The organism is Streptomyces sp. NPDC104226 (assembly GCF_055584085.1).
This window is the reverse complement of sequence record NZ_JBVJMS010000011.1, coordinates 251,993-269,478: the sequence shown is the minus strand read 5'-3', so window position 1 is coordinate 269,478 and position 17,486 is coordinate 251,993. Positions and strand designations below refer to the sequence as shown.

Genomic DNA, 17,486 nt, shown 5'->3' with positions numbered 1-17,486 from the left:
CTTTCTATGGCAGGACTAGTTTTTTCTCGACGGAAGAGTGAACCCGCTCCCCCTCGATGTCGTCCTAGTGGACGCACCACCCAGCGAAGGGCCCCAGCGGCCTTCGGCCACATGATCTCTCGCAGAGCAACGGGAAGCGATGTCTAGCAGGATAGATGGCGATAAGTCGGGACAGGTTCCGAAGCCTGTCAGCCGAATCCTCCGAGGCCCCCGACCGGAGTCCGTCCCCGGAGTCGTGGGCACCGCCGTCACGGTCGTCGGCTTGCTGGACATCGCCGCGGGAGTCTTCCCGCGCTTCCGGCACAGCCGCATCCACGCGGTCACCGAGGTGCTGCCCGGATCCGTCGGCCCCTTCGCCGCCGCCCTGGCCATCAGCGCCGGCGTCCTGCTCCTGCTGCTCGCCCACGGGCTCAAGCGCCGCAAGCGCCGCGCCTGGCGGGCGGCCGTGGTGCTGCTGCCGGCCGGCGCCGTCGCGCAGTTCACGTACCGGCACTCGATCATCGGCGTGGTCATCGCGGCGGTGCTCCTGGCCCTGCTGCTCCGCCATCAGAGTGAATTCAAGGCGCTGCCCGACCCGCGCAGCCGCTGGAAGGCGCTCGCCAACTTCGTGCTGATGAGCGCGGGCTCCATCGGCCTCGGGCTGGTCATCGTCAACTCGCACCCCGGCCGCGTCGTAGGCAATCCGGGTGTTTATGAACAGATCAGCCACGTCGTCTACGGGCTCTTCGGCTTCGAGGGCCCCGTCGACTACGCCGGCCGGGTGTCCTGGACCGTCGGCTACTCGCTCGGCGCCCTCGGCATGCTGACCGCCGTCACCACCATCTACCTGGCCTTCCGCCCCGAACACCCGGCCGCCCGGCTCACCGCCGACGACGAGGTCAAGCTCCGCGAGCTGCTCGCCCGGCACGGCGGCCGCGACTCGCTCGGCCACTTCGCGCTCCGCCGCGACAAGGCCGTCGTCTTCTCCCCCAGCGGCAAGGCCGCCGTCACCTACCGCGTCGTCTCCGGCGTGATGCTCGCCTCCGGCGACCCCGTCGGCGACGTCGAGGCCTGGCCCGGCGCCATCGAACGGTTCATGGAGGAGGCCAAGGCCCACTCCTGGACCCCCGCCGTCATGGGCTGCTCGGAGACCGGCGGCGAGGTCTGGACCCGCGAGACCGGCCTCGACGCCCTGGAGCTCGGCGACGAGGCGATCGTCGACGTCAAAGACTTCTCCCTCTCCGGCCGGGCGATGCGCAACGTCCGCCAGATGGTCAAGCGCATCGAGCGCAACGGCTACACCACCAAGGTCCGCCGGGTCAGCGAACTGACCGAGACCGAGCTGGAGCAGGTCCGCGGCGCCGCCGAGGCCTGGCGCGGCACCGACACCGAACGCGGCTTCTCCATGGCGCTGGGCCGCGTCGGCGACCCGGGCGACGGCGACTGCTACATCGCCACCGCACACCGCGTCGAGGAGGGCGACACCTCCCCCTTCGGCGACCTCAAGGCCGTCCTGCACTTCGTCCCCTGGGGCAAGGACGGCATGTCGCTGGAGCTGATGCGCCGCGACCGCGCCGCCGACCCCGGCATGAACGAGCTGCTGATCGTCGCCTCCCTGGAGGCCGCCCCGGCGCTCGGCATCGAGAAGGTCTCCCTGAACTTCGCGATGTTCCGCTCCGCCCTGGCCCGCGGCGAGAAGATCGGCGCCGGCCCGGTCCTGCGGATGTGGCGCAGCCTGCTGGTGTTCCTCTCGCGCTGGTTCCAGATCGAGTCGCTGTACAAGTTCAACGCGAAGTTCCGCCCCCGCTGGGAGCCCCGCTTCGTGGTCTTCCGCACCACCCGGGACCTGCCCCGCATCGGCTTCGCCGCGATGCAGGCCGAGGGCTTCGTCACGCTCGCCCTGCCCCGCCTGTTCGCCGGCCGGCGGCGTCCCAAGCCGGTCCGCACCTGCGCCCACCACCGCGTGCAGGCCGTCCCCGCCCAGGCGGAGCGGGAGGTCCGGGCGGCCTGAAGGGCTCGGGCCCTACCCTGGGAACCATGAACACGAACAGCGGTCCCGCCCCCAGAGGCCTGGTGACGGGCCTCCCCGACTGGGACCGCTGCGCGGTCATGGGCGTCGTCAACGTCACCCCCGACTCCTTCTCCGACGGCGGCCGCTGGTTCGACACCACCGCGGCCGTCAAGCGCGGCCTCGACCTCGTCGCCCAGGGCGCCGACCTCGTGGACGTCGGCGGCGAGTCCACCCGCCCCGGCGCCTCCCGCGTCGACGAGGAGGAGGAGCTGCGCCGGGTCGTCCCCGTCGTCCGCGGCCTCGCCTCCGAAGGCGTCGTCGTCTCCGTCGACACCATGCGCGCCTCCGTCGCCGCGCAGGCCGTCGCCGCCGGCGCCACCCTGGTCAACGACGTCAGCGGCGGCCTCGCCGACCCGGGCATGATCCCCGCCGTCGCCGCCGCCGAGGTGCCCTTCGTCGTCATGCACTGGCGCGGCTTCAGCGACGGAATGAACCGCCTCGCCGTCTACGGGGACGTCCTCGCCGAGGTCACCGCCGAACTCCGCACCCGCATCGACGCCGTCGTCGCCGGCGGCATCGCCCCCGAGCGGGTCCTGGTCGACCCGGGCCTCGGCTTCGCCAAGAACGCCGAGCACGACCTCGCCCTGGTCGCCCACCTCCCCGAGCTGCGCGCGCTGGGCTTCCCGCTGCTCGTTGCCGCCTCGCGGAAGCGTTTCCTCGGCCGGGTGCTGGCCGGCGCCGACGACGCCTCCCCGCCGCCCGCCCGCGAACGCGACGCCGCCACCGCCGCCGTCACCACCCTCGCGGCCGCCGGGGGCGCCTGGGCCGTACGCGTCCACGAGGTACGGGCGAGCGCCGACGCGGTTCGGGTGGCCCGTGCCGTGGAAGGGGCACTGCGTACGACCCGTAGCAACGAGGAAGGGGCCCGGTGAGCCGTACCGACATCGAATCCGTCGAAGAGGTCAACACGTCCTTCTACGAGGCCATGGAGCGGGGGGACTTCGACGCACTGTCGGCGCTCTGGCTCGAGGACGAGATCTCCTGCGTGCACCCGGGCTGGCCGGTGCTGTCCGGACGCGGAGAAGTGCTGCGCTCCTACGCGCTGATCATGTCGCACACCGAGTACATCCAGTTCTTCCTGACCGACACCAAGGTCACCGTCCTGGGCGACACCGCCCTGGTGACCTGTACCGAGAACATCCTCAGCGGCGGACCCGCCGAGGACGGCGGAGAGCTGGGTCCGCTCGTCGGTCAGCTCGTCGTCGCGACGAATGTGTTCCGACGCACACCGGAGGGCTGGCTCCTCTGGTCGCACCACGGTTCTCCCGTGCTCACGGACTCCGACGAGGACGACGAGGAGGAGTCCTCCTAGCCCCTCGGCCGGGGTGCTGTCGGGGTCCCAGGTATTTCGCAGGTAAATTCGAAGACGGACGACGCCGACCGCACTCGGCTCCGGCCATGGATCCGGGGAGTCCCGGACCGGAAGCACCTACGAAAAGCAGGAGTGATTCGCGTGGATCGTGTCTCGCTGCGCGGCCTCAAGGCTCGCGGGCACCACGGCGTCTTCCCCCGGGAACGCGAGGAAGGCCAGACCTTCATCGTCGACCTGGTGCTCCACCTCGACACCCGGCCCGCGGCGGCGGGCGACGACCTGGCTAAGACGGTGCACTACGGGGTAGTCGCGGAAGAAGTCGTCGACGTGGTCCAGGGCGAGCCCGTGGACCTGATCGAGACCCTCGCCGAGCGGATCGCCCAGCAGTGCCTCAAGCACGAGGCGGTCGCCCAGGTGGAGGTCGTCGTCCACAAACCGGACGCGCCGATCACCGTCCCCTTCGACGACGTGACCATCACGATCACACGGAGCCGCGCGTGAACAACGGAATGAACGCCCAGAGCGACCCCACCGTCCAGCCGGTACCCGCCTCCGTGGTCGAAGCCGTGGACGCGGCCGACGTCACCCTGTCCAACCCCAAGTGGGCCGTCGTCGCGCTGGGCGCGAACCTGGGCAACCGTCTGGAGACCCTCCAGGGCGCCATCGACGCCCTCGGGGACACCCCGGGCCTCCGGGTCAAGGCCGTCTCCCCCGTCTACGAGACGGAGCCCTGGGGCGTGGACGCGGACTCGCAGCCCTCGTACCTCAACGCCGTCATCGCGGTGAAGACCACCCTGCCCCCCAGCTCCCTGCTGGAGCGCGGCCACGCCATCGAGGAGGCCTTCGACCGCGTCCGCGAGGAGCGCTGGGGCCCCCGCACGATCGACGTCGACATCATCACCTACGCCGACGAGGTCTCCGGCGACCCCGTCCTCACCCTCCCGCACCCGCGGGCCCACCAGCGCGCCTTCGTACTGGCCCCCTGGAACGACATCGACGCCGAGGCGCAGATCCCGGGCCACGGGGCCGTGGCCTCGCTCCTGACGGCCGTCGGCCTCGCCGGGCTCACCCTGCGCGAGGACCTGGAACTGCGCCTCCCCGAGTGAGCCGCGCCCTGGGGGCGGGTCCGCCGACCACTTAGGATCACCGGGTACGCACGCACGGAGAGCGGGAGAGGCGCACGTGAAGCAACTGAGGCCGGCGGTCCTGGCAGGCATTTTCGCGATCGCCGCGGTGCTGTCCTGGGCCGGAGCCCGACTGTGGAACGCGTACGGCTCGCTCCCCGGCGTCCCGGTGGCCGCCCCGATCGTGCTCGGCGCCATCGCGGTGGTCCTCCTGGCGACGGCCCTGTCGCTGCGTTCCCGCCTCAAGGCCCAGCGCGAGCGCGTGCCCGGCGCCAAGGGCGTGGAGCCGCTCATGGCGGCCCGCGCGGTCGTCTTCGGCCAGGCCAGCGCCCTGGTGGCGGCCCTGGTCGCGGGCGCCTACGGCGGCGTCGGCGTCTTCCTGCTCACCACGTCCCTCGCAGACGTCCCCGCCCGCCAGGACCAGGCCTGGTACGCCGGCTTCTCGGTCCTGGCGGGCGCGGCGGTCATCGCCGCGGCCCTCTTCCTGGAACACGTCCTGAAACTCCCGGAAGACGAAGACCCCACCACAACCGCACCGGCCTAGCCTTCCCACGGCGCCCGGACGGCCCGGGGCGGGCCTCAGCGCGCCATGATGAGGCTCATCGCCTCGTTGCGGGTCGCGGGGTCGCGGAGCTGGCCGCGTACGGCCGAGGTGATGGTCTTGGCGCCGGGCTTGCGGACCCCGCGCATGGTCATGCACATGTGCTCGCACTCGATGACCACGATGACTCCGCGCGGGTCCAGGATCTCCATGACCGACTCGGCGATCTGGGTGGTCAGCCGCTCCTGCACCTGCGGGCGGCGGGCGAAGACGTCCACGAGGCGGGCGAGCTTCGACAGGCCGGTGATCTTGCCGTCGACGGACGGGATGTAGCCGACGTGGGCCAGGCCGTGGAAGGGGACCAGGTGGTGCTCACACGTGCTCTGGACTTCGATGTCCTTCACCAGGACCATCTCGTCGTGGCCGAGGTCGAACGTCGTCGTCAGGACGTCCTCGGGCCGCTGGTACAGGCCGGCGAATATCTCCTTGTACGCACGCGCCACCCGCCCCGGAGTCGCCAGGAGCCCCTCGCGGTCCGGGTCCTCGCCGACCGCGATCAGGAGCTCGCGGACGGCCGCCTCGGCGCGCTTCTCGTCGAACGCGCCGATCGTGCCCTCGCCACCGGTCAGGGTCACTGGGTCGGTCATCTGTTCCTCGTTCCTCTGTGCGGTCGCGGGCATGTGAAAGAGCCGCGCCCCCCAGGCTAGAACCTGGGGGGCGCGGCTTCCATTCCGGGAGGTACTAGGCCTCCGGGAGCTCCTCCGGGGAGGGCTCCGGGGACTTCTCCACGGACACGGCCGAGGCCGCGGACGTTCCGTTCGCCGCGTTCGTCAGCTGGAGCTCCTTGGGAGAGAGCACCGGCGGACGGGTGGACGGCGTGCGGTGCGAGGAGCCGGTCCACGCCGGGCGGGCCGGACGCTTCACGATCGTCGAGAAGATCTCGGCGATCTGCTCCTTGTTGAGCGTCTCCTTCTCGAGGAGCGCGAGGACCAGGTTGTCGAGGACGTCGCGGTTCTCGACCAGGATCTCCCAGGCCTCGTTGTGCGCGGTCTCGATGAGCTTCTTGACCTCTTCGTCGACCAGCGCCGCGACCTCTTCCGAGTAGTCCCGCGGGTGCGACATCTCGCGCCCGAGGAACGGCTCGGTGTTGTCCCCGCCGAACTTGATCGCGCCGAGACGCTCGGTCATGCCGTACTGGGTGACCATCGCGCGGGCCGTTGCCGTGGCCTTCTCGATGTCGTTCGCGGCGCCCGTGGTCGGGTCGTGGAAGACCAGCTCCTCGGCCGCGCGCCCGCCCAGCATGTACGCCAGCTGGTCGAGCATCTCGTTGCGCGTGGTCGAGTACTTGTCCTCGTCGGGCAGGACCATGGTGTAGCCCAGGGCCCGGCCGCGGGACAGGATCGTGATCTTGTGGACCGGGTCGGAGTTCGGGGAAGCCGCCGCGACCAGGGCGTGTCCGCCCTCGTGGTACGCGGTGATCTTCTTCTCCCGGTCCGACATGATCCGGGTCCGCTTCTGCGGACCCGCCACGACGCGGTCGATCGCCTCGTCCAGCGAGTGGTTGTCGATCAGCTTCTGGTCCGAGCGGGCCGTGAGCAGCGCGGCCTCGTTCAGGACGTTGGCGAGATCGGCACCCGTGAAGCCGGGGGTGCGGCGGGCGACGGCGCCCAGGTCCACGTCCGGAGCGACCGGCTTGCCCTTCTGGTGGACCTTGAGGATCTCCAGACGGCCCTGCATGTCCGGACGGTCGACCGCGATCTGGCGGTCGAAGCGGCCGGGGCGCAGGAGGGCCGGGTCGAGGATGTCGGGACGGTTCGTGGCGGCGATCAGGATGACCCCGCCCTTCACGTCGAATCCGTCCATCTCGACGAGCAGCTGGTTGAGGGTCTGCTCGCGCTCGTCGTGACCGCCGCCGAGGCCCGCACCGCGGTGCCGGCCGACGGCGTCGATCTCGTCGACGAAGACGATCGCCGGGGCGTTGGCCTTGGCCTGTTCGAACAGGTCGCGGACACGCGAGGCACCGACACCGACGAACATCTCGACGAAGTCGGAACCGGAGATCGAGTAGAAGGGCACACCGGCCTCGCCCGCGACGGCACGCGCGAGCAGGGTCTTACCGGTGCCGGGCGGGCCGTAGAGCAGCACGCCCTTGGGGATCTTGGCGCCGACGGCCTGGAACTTCGCCGGCTCCTGGAGGAACTCCTTGATCTCGTGGAGTTCCTCGACGGCCTCGTCGGAGCCCGCCACGTCGGCGAACGTCGTCTTCGGGGTGTCCTTGGTGATGAGCTTGGCCTTGGACTTCCCGAAGTTCATGACCCGGGAGCCGCCGCCCTGCATCTGGTTCATCAGGAACAGGAAGACCACGACGATCAGGACGAACGGCAGCAGCGAGAGCAGCACGCTCAGGAACGGGCTGGTCTTGTCCGGCGTGACGGAGTACCCGTCAGGGATCTGACCGGCTTCGTACTTGGTCTGGAGGTTCTGGGCGAGCTGTACGCCCTGGTCCCCGATGTAGTTGGCCTGGAACTTGGTGCCGTCGTTGTCGCCGAGCTTCTGGTCCTTCTTCAGCTCGATCTTGATCATCTGGCTGTCACCGGTGGTGAGCTTGGCGCTGTCCACCTGGCCACTGTTGATCGCCTTGATGACCTCGCTGGTCTCCACCGACTTGTAGCCGCCGCCGGAGCCGACGACGTTCATCAACACGACCACGGCGAGGACGGCCAGCACGATCCACATAACCGGCCCACGGAAGTATCGCTTCACGTCCATCCATACGGGGCGCCAGGCACCCCGTCCCTCCTGCCCGTAGGTAAATGCTGCTGTGAGTAAAGACTGTTCTTCGGAATGTACCCCTGCATTGTCACCCGTGGCCTCATGGGACGGCTGACAGACCCGCCTTTCCATGCTCCAACGGCGGGAAACGGTTCAGGGTTCCCCTGTCGGGCGCTGGATCAGCCGCCGTAGACGTGGGGAGCGAGGGTGCCGACGAACGGCAGGTTGCGGTACTTCTCCGCGTAGTCCAGGCCGTAGCCGACGACGAACTCGTTCGGGATGTCGAAGCCGACCCACTTCACGTCGATCGCGACCTTGGCGGCGTCGGGCTTGCGCAGCAGCGTGACGACCTCCAGGGAGGCCGGCTGGCGGGAGCCGAGGTTCGACAGCAGCCACGACAGGGTCAGGCCCGAGTCGATGATGTCCTCGACGATCAGGACGTGCTTGTCCTTGATGTCGGTGTCCAGGTCCTTGAGGATCCGCACCACGCCCGAGGACTGGGTCCCGGCGCCGTACGAGGACACCGCCATCCAGTCCATGGTGAGCGGGGTGGACAAGGCGCGCGCCAGGTCCGCCATCACCATCACCGCGCCCTTGAGGACGCCGACGATGAGCAGGTCCTTGCCCGCGTACTCCGCGTCGATCTTCGCGGCCAGCTCGGCCAGCTTCGCGTCGATCTCTTCCTTGGTGATGAGCACCGACTGGAGGTCGCTGCCCATGTCCTTCTCGTCCACCCGCATCACTTTCGTTGTCGGCTGGGGCTCCGGGGGGTGACCCCGGAGGACTCAGCCGTGTTTCAGCACCAATCAGCCCTGCCGGATGACCAGTCTGCCACCCTGCCGCTGCGCCTCGACCCGGCCGGGCAGGTTGATGGCTCCCTGACCGCGCCATCCGGTGATGAGCCGGTCGACTTCCTCGATGTGGCGGGCGAAGAGGGAGCCTGCGGGGGAACCGGCGGCGACGACCGCCCGGCGCAGTACGCGGCGGCGGACCGCAGGGGGAAGTGCGTACAGCTTGGCGCACTCCAGGCGGCCGTCCTCGTCGCGTACGCCGCTCTCGGCCTCGGCGGCCCAGGCGTCCAGGGCGTCGGCGTCGTCGCGGGAGAGCTGGGCGGTGCGGGCGAGCGCCTCCACGACCCCCTTGCCGAGCGCCTTCTCCAGGGCGGGCAGTCCCTCGTGGCGCAGCCGGGAGCGGGTGTAGGCGGGGTCGATGTTGTGCGGGTCGTCCCAGACGGCGAGGGACTGGACCATGCAGGCCTTGCGGGCGGTCTGCCGGTCCACCTGGAGGAACGGCCGGCGGTAGCGGTGGCTGCGGCCCCGGGCGCCGGGGTCTCCGGGGCCTCCGGAGACCTCCGCCATGCCGGAGAGCGAGCGGATGCCGGAGCCGCGGGCGAGGCCCAGCAGGACGGTTTCGGCTTGGTCGTCGCGGGTGTGGCCGAGCAGCACGGTGACGGCGCCCAGCCGGTCGGCGGCCTCGTCCAGGGCCGCGTAGCGGGCGTCGCGGGCGGCGGCTTCGGGGCCGCCGTCGCGGCCGACGCGCACGGCGACGGACAGGGCGGGGTCCAGGCCCAGCCCGGTCATGCGGGAGACGACCTCGGCGGCGCGCAGGGCGGAGCCGTCCTGGAGGCCGTGGTCGACGGTGATGCCGCCGGCCCGGATTCCGAGTTTGGGGGCCTCGAAGGCGAGGGCGGAGGCGAGCGCCATGGAGTCCGCGCCGCCGGAGCAGGCGACGAGGACGAGCGGAGCGGTGGCGGGGAGGGGGTCGTGGGGGGCGGCGCCGGCCGAGGACCCGACGGTGCGGCCGGGGCGGCCGACGCGGGGTGCGGGGGTGGGAGCGGGCCGGGCGCCCCCTTCGGTGAGGTCGGTGAGGACGTCGTGGAGTACGCGGCGGACCGCCAGGCGTATCGCCGCGACCGCAGGATGGGGACCCATGTCCGGTGCCCTTCGGTGGAGTTCGGATGCCTCGGAGGCGCTGGGGAGGCGTTGCGGGGGTGGTGTGACCGGTGTGCTGCCCGGCTCCCCCGCGAGGGGGTGTTGTCACTCAGAGTGCGTCGATGGTGACAGAGCCGAGCCGTTCTCCGAGCATCGCACGCCCTTCCACGCCCCACGGTCCCTCGGACGGGTGACGCTGTTTCCCCCAGAGGGGCATCTTCACGCCTCTTGGGTCACACCTCTTCGCTCGTCTCGCTCTGCTCGCTCCCCTTGCGGTGGACGCGGGCCACCCAGTCCGCGGGCCTGGCGATCTCGGACTTGGTCGGCAGTGTGTTCGGGGAGGTCCAGACCCGGTTGAAGCCGTCCATGCCGACCTGGCCGACGACGGCGCGCACGAAGCGCTCCCCGTCGCGGTACTGGCGCAGCTTGGCGTCGAGGCCGAGGAGCTTGCGCAGGGCGGCGTCGAGCCGGCCGGCTCCGCTGGCCCTGCGCTGCTGGAACTTCTCGCGGATCTCGGAGACCGAGGGCACGACCTCGGGTCCGACCCCGTCCATGACGAAGTCGGCGTGGCCCTCCAGGAGGGACATGACGGCGGTGAGCCGGGCCAGCACCTCGCGCTGCTCGGGGGTCTGGACGAGCTCGACGAGGGAGCGGCCCTCGTCGGCGCCCTCCCCCTCGGGGCGGGCTCCGGCGAAGGACTGGGCGGCCTCGCGCAGGCGCTCCAGCACGGTCGTCGGGTCCACTTCGGTGGCTCCGAGGAACGTCTGGATTTCGCCCTCCAGGTGCTCGCGGAGCCACGGGACGGCCGTGAACTGGGTACGGTGCGTCTCCTCGTGCAGGCAGACCCAGAGCCGGAAGTCGTGCGGGTCCACCTCCAGCTCCCGCTCCACGTGGACGATGTTCGGCGCGACGAGCAGCAGCCGGCCGCCGGTGGCGGAGCCCGGGAGGTCGAGGCCCGCGGGCGCGAAGGTCTCGTACTGGCCGAGCACGCGGGAGGCCAGGAAGCTGAGCAGCATGCCCAGCTCGACGCCGGTGACCTTGCCGCCGACCGCGCCGAGCACGGCGCCGCCGGGAGTGCCGGCGCGGCGGTCCTGCATCTTGCCGAGGAGCGGGGACAGGAGCTCGCGGAAGCCGGCCACGTTGGCCTTGACCCAGCCGGCCCGGTCCACGACGAGGACGGGCGTATCGGCCGGGGTCGTGCCTTCGGGCATCATCCGCGTGAACTCGCGCACGTGCCGTTCGGAGGTCTTCGCGTGCCTGCGCAGCTCCGCGACGACGGCCCGCGCCTCTTCCCGGCTCACCTCCGGACCGGGCCGCACGAGCCTGGTCGCGGTCGCCACCGCGAGGTTCCAGTCGACCATCTCCGCACCACCGAAGCTCGTCATGCGTCAACCGTACGTGGACCTGCGCGCGGGCGGGATCCCCAAGGGAGGCCGGGATCCTCAGGAAGCGTTGGCCACGGCCGCCGCGAGCTTGTCGAGGCCCTTCTCCGCGGCGCCGGGCTCCGGGGTGTTCGCGGTCAGGAAGGCGAAGGCGAGGAGTCGGCCGGTGGGGTCGACGACGGTGCCGGCGAGGGCGTTCACCCCGCTCAGGGTGCCCGTCTTGGCCCGCAGCAGGCCCGCCGCCGGGGAGTCGCCGGAGTTGCGGGCGCGCAGGGTGCCGGTGAAACCGGCGACGGGCAGTCCGGTGAGGACGGGCCGCAGTTCGGGCCGCTGCGGGTCGGCGGCCTTGGCGAGGAGGGCGGTGAGCAGGCCGGCGCTGACCTTGTCGGCGCGACCCAGGCCGCTGCCGTCGGCGAAGCGGGAGCCTGCGGTGTCGACGCCGAGGGCGGCGAGTTTGGCGCCGGTGGCCTGGGCGACGCCGTCGAAGCTCGCGGGCGCTCCGGAGGCGAGGGCGGTCTGGCGGGCGAGGGCTTCGGCGATGTCGTTGTCGCTGTGGGTCAGCATCCGCTCGACGAGCCCGGCGAGCGGCGGCGAGAGGGTGGCGGCGAGCGGGACGGCCCCGGTGGCGGCCTTGGCCCTGGCGGGCTCGCCGGTGACCTTGACCCCGCGTTCCTTGAGCAGGGCGGCGAAGGCCCGGGCCGTGTCGCGGGAGGGGTCCTGGCTGCGCTTGACGGGGCCGGAGAAGGATTCGTCGGGGCGTCCTTCGTCGGCGGTCAGGGCCGTGACGGGCGCCAGGTTGGGGTTCTCGCCGATCGGGTGGACGGCGGGGCCGGTGTAGAGCGAGTCGTCGTAGCCGAGGGCCACGGAGTCGGTGCCGGCTGCCTTGAGGGCCTGGGCGGTGTCCGCGGCGAGGGCGACGAGGCTGCCGCCGGAGCCGGCCGGGGCCTTCTTCTTGGCGGTGAGCGAGGGGTCGCCGCCGCCGACCAGGATGATCTGGCCGGGCCCGGCGCCGGGGGTGACGGTGGTGCGGATCCGGTGCTCGGGGCCGAGGGCCGCGAGGGAGGCCGCCGCGGTGGCGATCTTGACGGTGGAGGCGGGGGTCATGGCGTCCCGGGCCCCGGCTTCGAAGAGGACCTTCCCGGTGGCGGTGTCGATCACGGAGGCGCCGCGGGCGGTGCCGAGGGCGGGGTCGGCGAGCAGCGGCCGCAGGGCGGCGGCGAGGGCCCCGGAGTCCACGGCTCCGGCCTGGTCGCCCGAGCCCGTGCCGGACCCCGTGCCCGTGCCCGTGCCGGCTCCGGCGGGGCCTACCCCGGCGAGCACACCGGGGGCGCTGGGGGCCGCCTGCGGCAGCGCGCGGGCGGCGCCGTCACCGTGATCTGCGCCACCCGTACGGCCCCAGGAGGCGGCCTTGTCCCGCTCGGCCTTACGCTGGCCGGAGTCCCAGGGACCCGCGGCGGCCACCGTCGCGGCCGACAGGGCGAGGCCGGCAACGGCCGACACCGCGATGAGCTGCCAGGTCTTGACCAATGGCACCTCGGACCAGCCCCTTTCGCGATCACACATATGCGTGAGGGACACTTAACCATTGCGTCTTGCCGCGAGCATGGCACCCCACCCGGCAGGGCCGGGTCGGGCCGCGCACGCAGGTGAACGGCGCATCCCCGAAGCAATGAAGCTGATCATGGAGGAGCAGGACGTGGAGTTCGACGTCACCATCGAGATCCCCAAGGGTTCGCGGAACAAGTACGAGGTGGACCACGAGACCGGCCGGATCCGCCTGGACCGTCGCCTCTTCACCTCGACCAGCTACCCGGCCGACTACGGCTTCGTCGAGAACACCCTCGGCGAGGACGGCGACCCGCTGGACGCGCTGGTCATCCTGGACGAGCCGACCTTCCCGGGCTGCCTGATCAAGTGCCGCGCGATCGGCATGTTCAACATGACGGACGAGGCGGGCGGCGACGCCAAGCTGCTGTGCGTGCCGGCGTCCGACCCGCGCGTCGAGCACCTGCGCGACATCCACCACGTCTCCGAGTTCGACCGCCTGGAGATCCAGCACTTCTTCGAGGTCTACAAGGACCTGGAGCCGGGCAAGTCGGTCGAGGGCGCGAACTGGGTCGGCCGCACCGAGGCCGAGGCCGAGATCGAGGCCTCGTACAAGCGCCTCGAGGCCCAGGGCGGCCAGCACTGAGCTCCGCTCGGTGACGGAGCGGGCCTGGTGCCCCTCCAGCCCCTGTGACACCACGGGCGGCATCCCTTCGGGGGTGCCGCCCGCTGTCGTGTCCGGGGCGGGGTAGGAGCGGCCGGAGCGGCTGGTGCCCCTTTCGCCGCGGATCAAGGTGTTCCGCATACTGATACGGGCCGGGCCAGGGACTGGAGGACGCGTGGCGGAGGGCGAGGGATCCGGGAGCGACTCCCGGAAGCCGAAGTCGGACGAGGCGCGCAGTGCGTTCTCCGTGCCGGACGGGGTCGGCGTGGAGCCCGAGCCGGCCGAGGAGGACCAGCCGACGTCGGAGTTCGCCGTCCCCGACGGGCTCGTGCCGGTGCCCGCGGAGCCCGACGGCCCGGCGTCCGCGTTCGCCCCGCCGCACACCTACAGCGCCGCCCACTCCCCGCCGGCCTACACCGGCCCCACGGGCTTCCCCGTCACCCGGATGAAGGAGTCCCCCTGGCAGGACCGGATGCGCACGGTGCTGCGCATGCCGGTCGACGTCCGGCCGGTGCCGGAGCCCTCGCAGCGCCTCGCCGTGGAGACGGGGCCCGCCGTGGGGCGCGTGCTCGACCTGACGCTGCGCATCGGCGAGCTGCTGCTCTCGGGCGGCGAGGGCGCCGAGGACGTGGAGGCCGCGATGTTCGCCGTGGCCCGCAGCTACGGGCTGGACCGCTGCGAGCCCACCGTCACCTTCACCCTGCTGTCGATCACCCACCAGCCCTCCCTGGTGGACGACCCGGTGTCGGCGAACCGCACCGTCCGCCGCCGCGGCACGGACTACACCCGGCTCTCGGCCGTGTTCCGGCTCGTCAACGACATCACCGCGCACGAGGTCGAGATCTCGCTGGAGGACGCCTACCGCCGGCTCGCCGAGATCCGCCGCAACCGGCACCCGTACCCCGGCTGGGTGCTCACCGCCGCGGCCGGCCTGCTCGCCGGTGCGGCCTCCACGCTGGTCGGCGGTGGCGTACTGGTGTTCTTCGCAGCCGCACTCGGCGCGGTGCTCGGAGACCGGCTGGCCTGGCTGTGCGCCGGGCGCGGGCTGCCGGAGTTCTACCAGTTCGTGGTCGCCGCGATGCCGCCGGCCGCGATGGGCGTGGCCCTGAAGCTGGCCGAGATCGACGTGCGCTCCTCCGCCGTGATCACCGGCGGGCTGTTCGCGCTGCTGCCGGGGCGGGCCCTGGTCGCGGCCGTGCAGGACGGTCTGACCGGCTACTACATCACCGCCTCCGCCCGGCTGCTGGAGGTGATGTACCTCTTCATCGGCATCATCATGGGCGTGCTGGTGGTGCTCTTCGTCGGCGTCCAGTTCGGCTCCAATCCGCAGCCGGAGGACGTCCTCCAGATCGAGCAGCGGCCACTGCTCCAGATCGTGGCCTCGATGGTCCTGGTGTTCACGTTCGCGATCCTGCTCCAGCAGGAACGTTCCACCGTGTGGTTCGTGACCCTCAACGGCGGGATCGCCTGGGTGATCTACGGGGCCCTGCACTACGCCGCCAAGATGCCGCCGGTGCCGTCCACCGCGATCGCCGCCGGGCTCGTCGGCCTCTTCGGGCAGCTCCTCGCCCGGCACCGCTTCTCCTCGGCCCTCCCCTTCGTCACGGCCGCCATCGGCCCGCTGCTGCCCGGCTCGGCCACGTACTACGGGCTCCTGCTGATCGCCGAGGACCGGCTGAACGAGGGGCTGGGCTCGCTGACGAACGCCGCGGCCATCGCGCTGGCCATCGCGATCGGCGTCAACCTCGGCTCCGAGACCTCCCGCCTGTTCATGCGCATCCCCGGCGCGGCCAGCGCGGCCAAGCGCAGCGCGGCGAAGCGCACCCGCGGGTTCTAGGGCCTCGCTCCCGGCCCGGCCGGTGCACTCCCCCGGATACGCCGATGCCCCGCCGGCCCGGGAATCCGGGCGGCGGGGCATCGGCGTATCCGAAGGAGACGGCCTAGCGCTTGGCGTGGCGGCCGCTGCGCTGCTGGCCGGGGGCCTGCGGGTCCTCGCCGGCGCCGGACTGGCCGCCGTCCGCCGCCGCGGCCTTCTTCTCCTTGCGGGACTTGAGCACCTCGAAGATCACCGGGATGACGGAGATCAGGACGATGCCGATGAAGATCGGCTCGACGTTGTTCTTGATGACCTCGAACTGGCCGAGCTGGTAGCCCAGGATCGTGACGCCCGCGCCCCACAGGACGCCGCCGATGACGTTGAACGTCAGGAAGGTGCGGTACTTCATCGCGGTCGCGCCCGCGACCATCGGCGCGAAGGTGCGGATGATCGGCACGAACCGCGCGAGCACGATGGCCTTGGGGCCGTGCTTCTCCATGAAGTCGTGCGCCGCGTCGAGGTTCTCGCGCTTGAAGAGCTTGGAGTTCGGCTTGTTGAAGAGCTTCGGGCCGAAGACCTTGCCGATCATGTAGCCGACCTGGTCACCGAGGATGGCGGCGACCACGATCAGGGTGCACACCAGCCACAGCGGCTGCGTGACGGCGCCGCTCGCGACGAACAGCCCCATCGTGAAGAGCAGGGAGTCACCGGGCAGGAAGGCGAAGAGCCCCGATTCGGCGAACACGATGATCAGGGTGCCGACCAGACCGAATTGCCCGATCAGATACTCCGGGGAGATCCACTCGGGGCCGAGCGCAAGCGTATTCACGGGTTCCGGGCTCTCCTGGATCGGGGGGTGTCCGTCCCAGTATGAACGCACACCACCCCCACCCGGTTCCAGCCCCGGGGCTACACGTTGCGGACGGCGTTGGCGAGGATCGCGTCGCGCACGAACACCGCCAGCCCGGGCCGCACGGCCTCGTAGTACGCCGTGAACCGCTCGTCCGCCACGTACATCTCGCCGAGGCCGGTGTGGATCTCGTACGTGCAGAAGTAGTAGCTGCCGTTGATCCAGCCGCGGTGCTCCTCGGCCAGGTCCATGGCCTCCTCGGACTCCGCGGGCGTCCCGGAGTCCAGCAGGGCGGCGAACCGCCGGTTGATGTCCTCGGCCAGGGCCTGGATCCGCAGCCAGTCCTCCTTGGTGTACGAGGCGGTCCGGCGGGCGGACTCCCGGTACGTGTCGCCCCAGCGGCGCTCGGCCTCCTCGGCGTGCTCTTCGGGATCGAACTCCCCGAACACCTCGAACTTCTCCTCGGGGGTGAGGTTGATGCCCATCTTCTTCGCCTCCATGGCGTGCTCGACGGCCGCTGCCATCTGCTGGAGCCGGGCGATCCGGTCGGACAGGAGGGCGTGCTGCCGGCGCAGGTGCTCCTCCGGGTCCGATTCCGGGTCGTCCAGCAGGACCGCGACCTCTTCGAGCGGAAAGCCGAGCTCCCGGTAGAACAGGATCCGCTGCAGCCGGTCGAGGTCGGCGTCGTCGTACCGCCGGTGTCCCGCCCCGCTGCGGCCGCTCGGGGAGAGCAGCCCGATCTCGTCGTAGTGGTGCAGCGTGCGCACCGTCACTCCGGCGAATCCGGCGACCTGGCCCACGGAGTAGCCCATCGCTTCCGCTCCTCTTCTCGGGTACGCGCCCAGCCTGGTCCCTCACGTCGCGTGAGGTGCAAGCCCGCGACCGGGGCAGGGCTCAGGGGGACGGGGCGAGGACCCCGGCGAAGGCGTCGCCCGGGTCGTCGGCGAAGGAGTAGGCGCCGCCCTCGATCCGGGCGACCAGGCCCCGGGTCCAGTCCGCCTCGGCGTCCGCCGAGTGGATCCAGCGGTGCATGATCTCGCCGATGTGGCCCAGCGGCTCGGGACCCTCCTCGGGGACGTAGTGGTCCGTGACGGCGGAGCGCCAGGCGGCCAGCCGGCCCAGCCGCTCGCGGAGCAGGGCCAGGGCCTCGGCGCGGGGCAGGTCGACCATGAAGCCGAGGGCCGAGGCGAGGACGTCGGCCTTCTGGTCGGCGGAGGACAGCGCCTCGCGGAGCAGCTTGAAGTACTCCGCGCGGCCCGTCTCCGTCAGCTCGTACTCGGTCCGCGGCGGTCCGCCCGCCGCGGACGGGGCCACCTCGTGGGCCAGCAGGACGCCCTGCTTCGCCATCTGCTTGAGCGCGTGGTAGATCGACCCGGGTTTGGTGTTCGACCACTCGTGGGCGCCCCAGAACTCCAGATCGGCCCGGACCTGGTAGCCGTGGGCCCGCCCGTGCTGGCGGACTGCGCCGAGGACGAGGAGGCGGATCGCTGACATGGGGC

General features: G+C 71.4%; 17 protein-coding genes. 8 read left to right on the top strand and 9 right to left on the bottom strand.

Annotation, left to right across the window (positions count from 1 at the left end; genetic code table 11):
- The first annotated feature begins 139 nt into the window (after window positions 1–139).
- From ACZ60J_RS31785 to ACZ60J_RS31760, 6 genes are all read left to right on the top strand, one after another.
- On the top strand, window positions 140–1,990 hold the full coding sequence (locus tag ACZ60J_RS31785; protein ID WP_469687172.1) for a phosphatidylglycerol lysyltransferase domain-containing protein: 1,851 nt from the start codon (window positions 140–142) through the stop codon (window positions 1,988–1,990).
- Between the two features lie 26 nt (window positions 1,991–2,016).
- Window positions 2,017–2,922 carry a dihydropteroate synthase gene (gene folP, locus ACZ60J_RS31780; RefSeq protein WP_469687170.1) on the top strand — a complete coding sequence of 302 codons (906 nt, stop codon included), beginning with the start codon at window positions 2,017–2,019 and terminating at the stop codon, window positions 2,920–2,922.
- Window positions 2,919–3,362: a nuclear transport factor 2 family protein gene (locus tag ACZ60J_RS31775; protein ID WP_469687168.1), complete on the top strand. Its 444-nt coding sequence runs from the start codon at window positions 2,919–2,921 to the stop codon at window positions 3,360–3,362. The genes folP and ACZ60J_RS31775 overlap by 4 nt, the downstream gene beginning before the upstream one ends.
- 141 nt (window positions 3,363–3,503) lie before the next feature.
- Window positions 3,504–3,863 carry a dihydroneopterin aldolase gene (gene folB / locus ACZ60J_RS31770; protein WP_469687167.1) on the top strand — a complete coding sequence of 120 codons (360 nt, stop codon included), beginning with the start codon at window positions 3,504–3,506 and terminating at the stop codon, window positions 3,861–3,863.
- Window positions 3,864–3,871: 8 nt separating this feature from the next.
- Window positions 3,872–4,468: a 2-amino-4-hydroxy-6-hydroxymethyldihydropteridine diphosphokinase gene (gene folK, locus ACZ60J_RS31765; protein WP_469687288.1), complete on the top strand. Its 597-nt coding sequence runs from the start codon at window positions 3,872–3,874 to the stop codon at window positions 4,466–4,468.
- A 76-nt stretch (window positions 4,469–4,544) separates the two neighbouring features.
- Window positions 4,545–5,030, top strand: a complete 486-nt coding sequence (locus tag ACZ60J_RS31760) for a DUF3180 domain-containing protein (RefSeq protein WP_469687165.1) — start codon at window positions 4,545–4,547, stop codon at window positions 5,028–5,030.
- Between the two features lie 35 nt (window positions 5,031–5,065).
- On the opposite strand, the gene folE is transcribed toward ACZ60J_RS31760, so the two are convergent.
- The 6 genes from folE to dacB form a co-directional block, all read right to left on the bottom strand.
- Window positions 5,066–5,674, bottom strand: coding sequence for a GTP cyclohydrolase I FolE (folE, locus tag ACZ60J_RS31755; RefSeq protein ID WP_469687164.1), 609 nt, complete (start codon window positions 5,672–5,674; stop codon window positions 5,066–5,068).
- Window positions 5,675–5,768: 94 nt separating this feature from the next.
- Window positions 5,769–7,796, bottom strand: a complete 2,028-nt coding sequence (gene ftsH, locus ACZ60J_RS31750; protein WP_469687163.1) for an ATP-dependent zinc metalloprotease FtsH — start codon at window positions 7,794–7,796, stop codon at window positions 5,769–5,771.
- A gap of 182 nt (window positions 7,797–7,978) precedes the next feature.
- Complete coding sequence (gene hpt / locus ACZ60J_RS31745; protein WP_030158549.1) at window positions 7,979–8,539, bottom strand: hypoxanthine phosphoribosyltransferase; 561 nt, start codon at window positions 8,537–8,539, stop codon at window positions 7,979–7,981.
- A gap of 66 nt (window positions 8,540–8,605) precedes the next feature.
- On the bottom strand, window positions 8,606–9,730 hold the full coding sequence (gene tilS / locus ACZ60J_RS31740) for a tRNA lysidine(34) synthetase TilS (RefSeq protein ID WP_469687161.1): 1,125 nt from the start codon (window positions 9,728–9,730) through the stop codon (window positions 8,606–8,608).
- Between the two features lie 233 nt (window positions 9,731–9,963).
- A complete protein-coding gene (locus ACZ60J_RS31735) occupies window positions 9,964–11,115 on the bottom strand; it encodes a zinc-dependent metalloprotease (RefSeq protein ID WP_469687159.1) in 1,152 nt (383 codons plus the stop codon).
- 57 nt (window positions 11,116–11,172) lie between these two features.
- Window positions 11,173–12,675: a D-alanyl-D-alanine carboxypeptidase/D-alanyl-D-alanine endopeptidase gene (gene dacB, locus ACZ60J_RS31730; RefSeq protein ID WP_469687157.1), complete on the bottom strand. Its 1,503-nt coding sequence runs from the start codon at window positions 12,673–12,675 to the stop codon at window positions 11,173–11,175.
- Window positions 12,676–12,808: 133 nt separating this feature from the next.
- Between dacB and ACZ60J_RS31725 the strand changes: the two genes are divergently transcribed.
- Window positions 12,809–13,303 (top strand): inorganic diphosphatase, encoded by a 495-nt coding sequence (locus ACZ60J_RS31725; RefSeq protein WP_266960167.1) that lies wholly within the window; start codon window positions 12,809–12,811, stop codon window positions 13,301–13,303.
- A gap of 193 nt (window positions 13,304–13,496) precedes the next feature.
- Entirely contained in the window at window positions 13,497–15,158 is a 1,662-nt protein-coding gene (locus tag ACZ60J_RS31720) for a threonine/serine exporter family protein (protein ID WP_469687155.1), read from the top strand.
- 103 nt (window positions 15,159–15,261) lie between these two features.
- Here the strand turns inward: ACZ60J_RS31720 and ACZ60J_RS31715 are convergent, their stop codons facing one another.
- The 3 genes from ACZ60J_RS31715 to ACZ60J_RS31705 all read right to left on the bottom strand — a co-directional run bounded on the left by ACZ60J_RS31715 (window position 15,262) and on the right by ACZ60J_RS31705 (window position 17,481).
- Window positions 15,262–15,966 carry a DedA family protein gene (locus ACZ60J_RS31715; RefSeq protein WP_469687154.1) on the bottom strand — a complete coding sequence of 235 codons (705 nt, stop codon included), beginning with the start codon at window positions 15,964–15,966 and terminating at the stop codon, window positions 15,262–15,264.
- 80 nt (window positions 15,967–16,046) lie between these two features.
- Complete coding sequence (locus ACZ60J_RS31710; RefSeq protein ID WP_469687152.1) at window positions 16,047–16,799, bottom strand: MerR family transcriptional regulator; 753 nt, start codon at window positions 16,797–16,799, stop codon at window positions 16,047–16,049.
- Window positions 16,800–16,881: 82 nt separating this feature from the next.
- Window positions 16,882–17,481 carry a PadR family transcriptional regulator gene (locus tag ACZ60J_RS31705; protein WP_469687150.1) on the bottom strand — a complete coding sequence of 200 codons (600 nt, stop codon included), beginning with the start codon at window positions 17,479–17,481 and terminating at the stop codon, window positions 16,882–16,884.
- Between the last annotated feature and the right edge of the window lie 5 nt (window positions 17,482–17,486).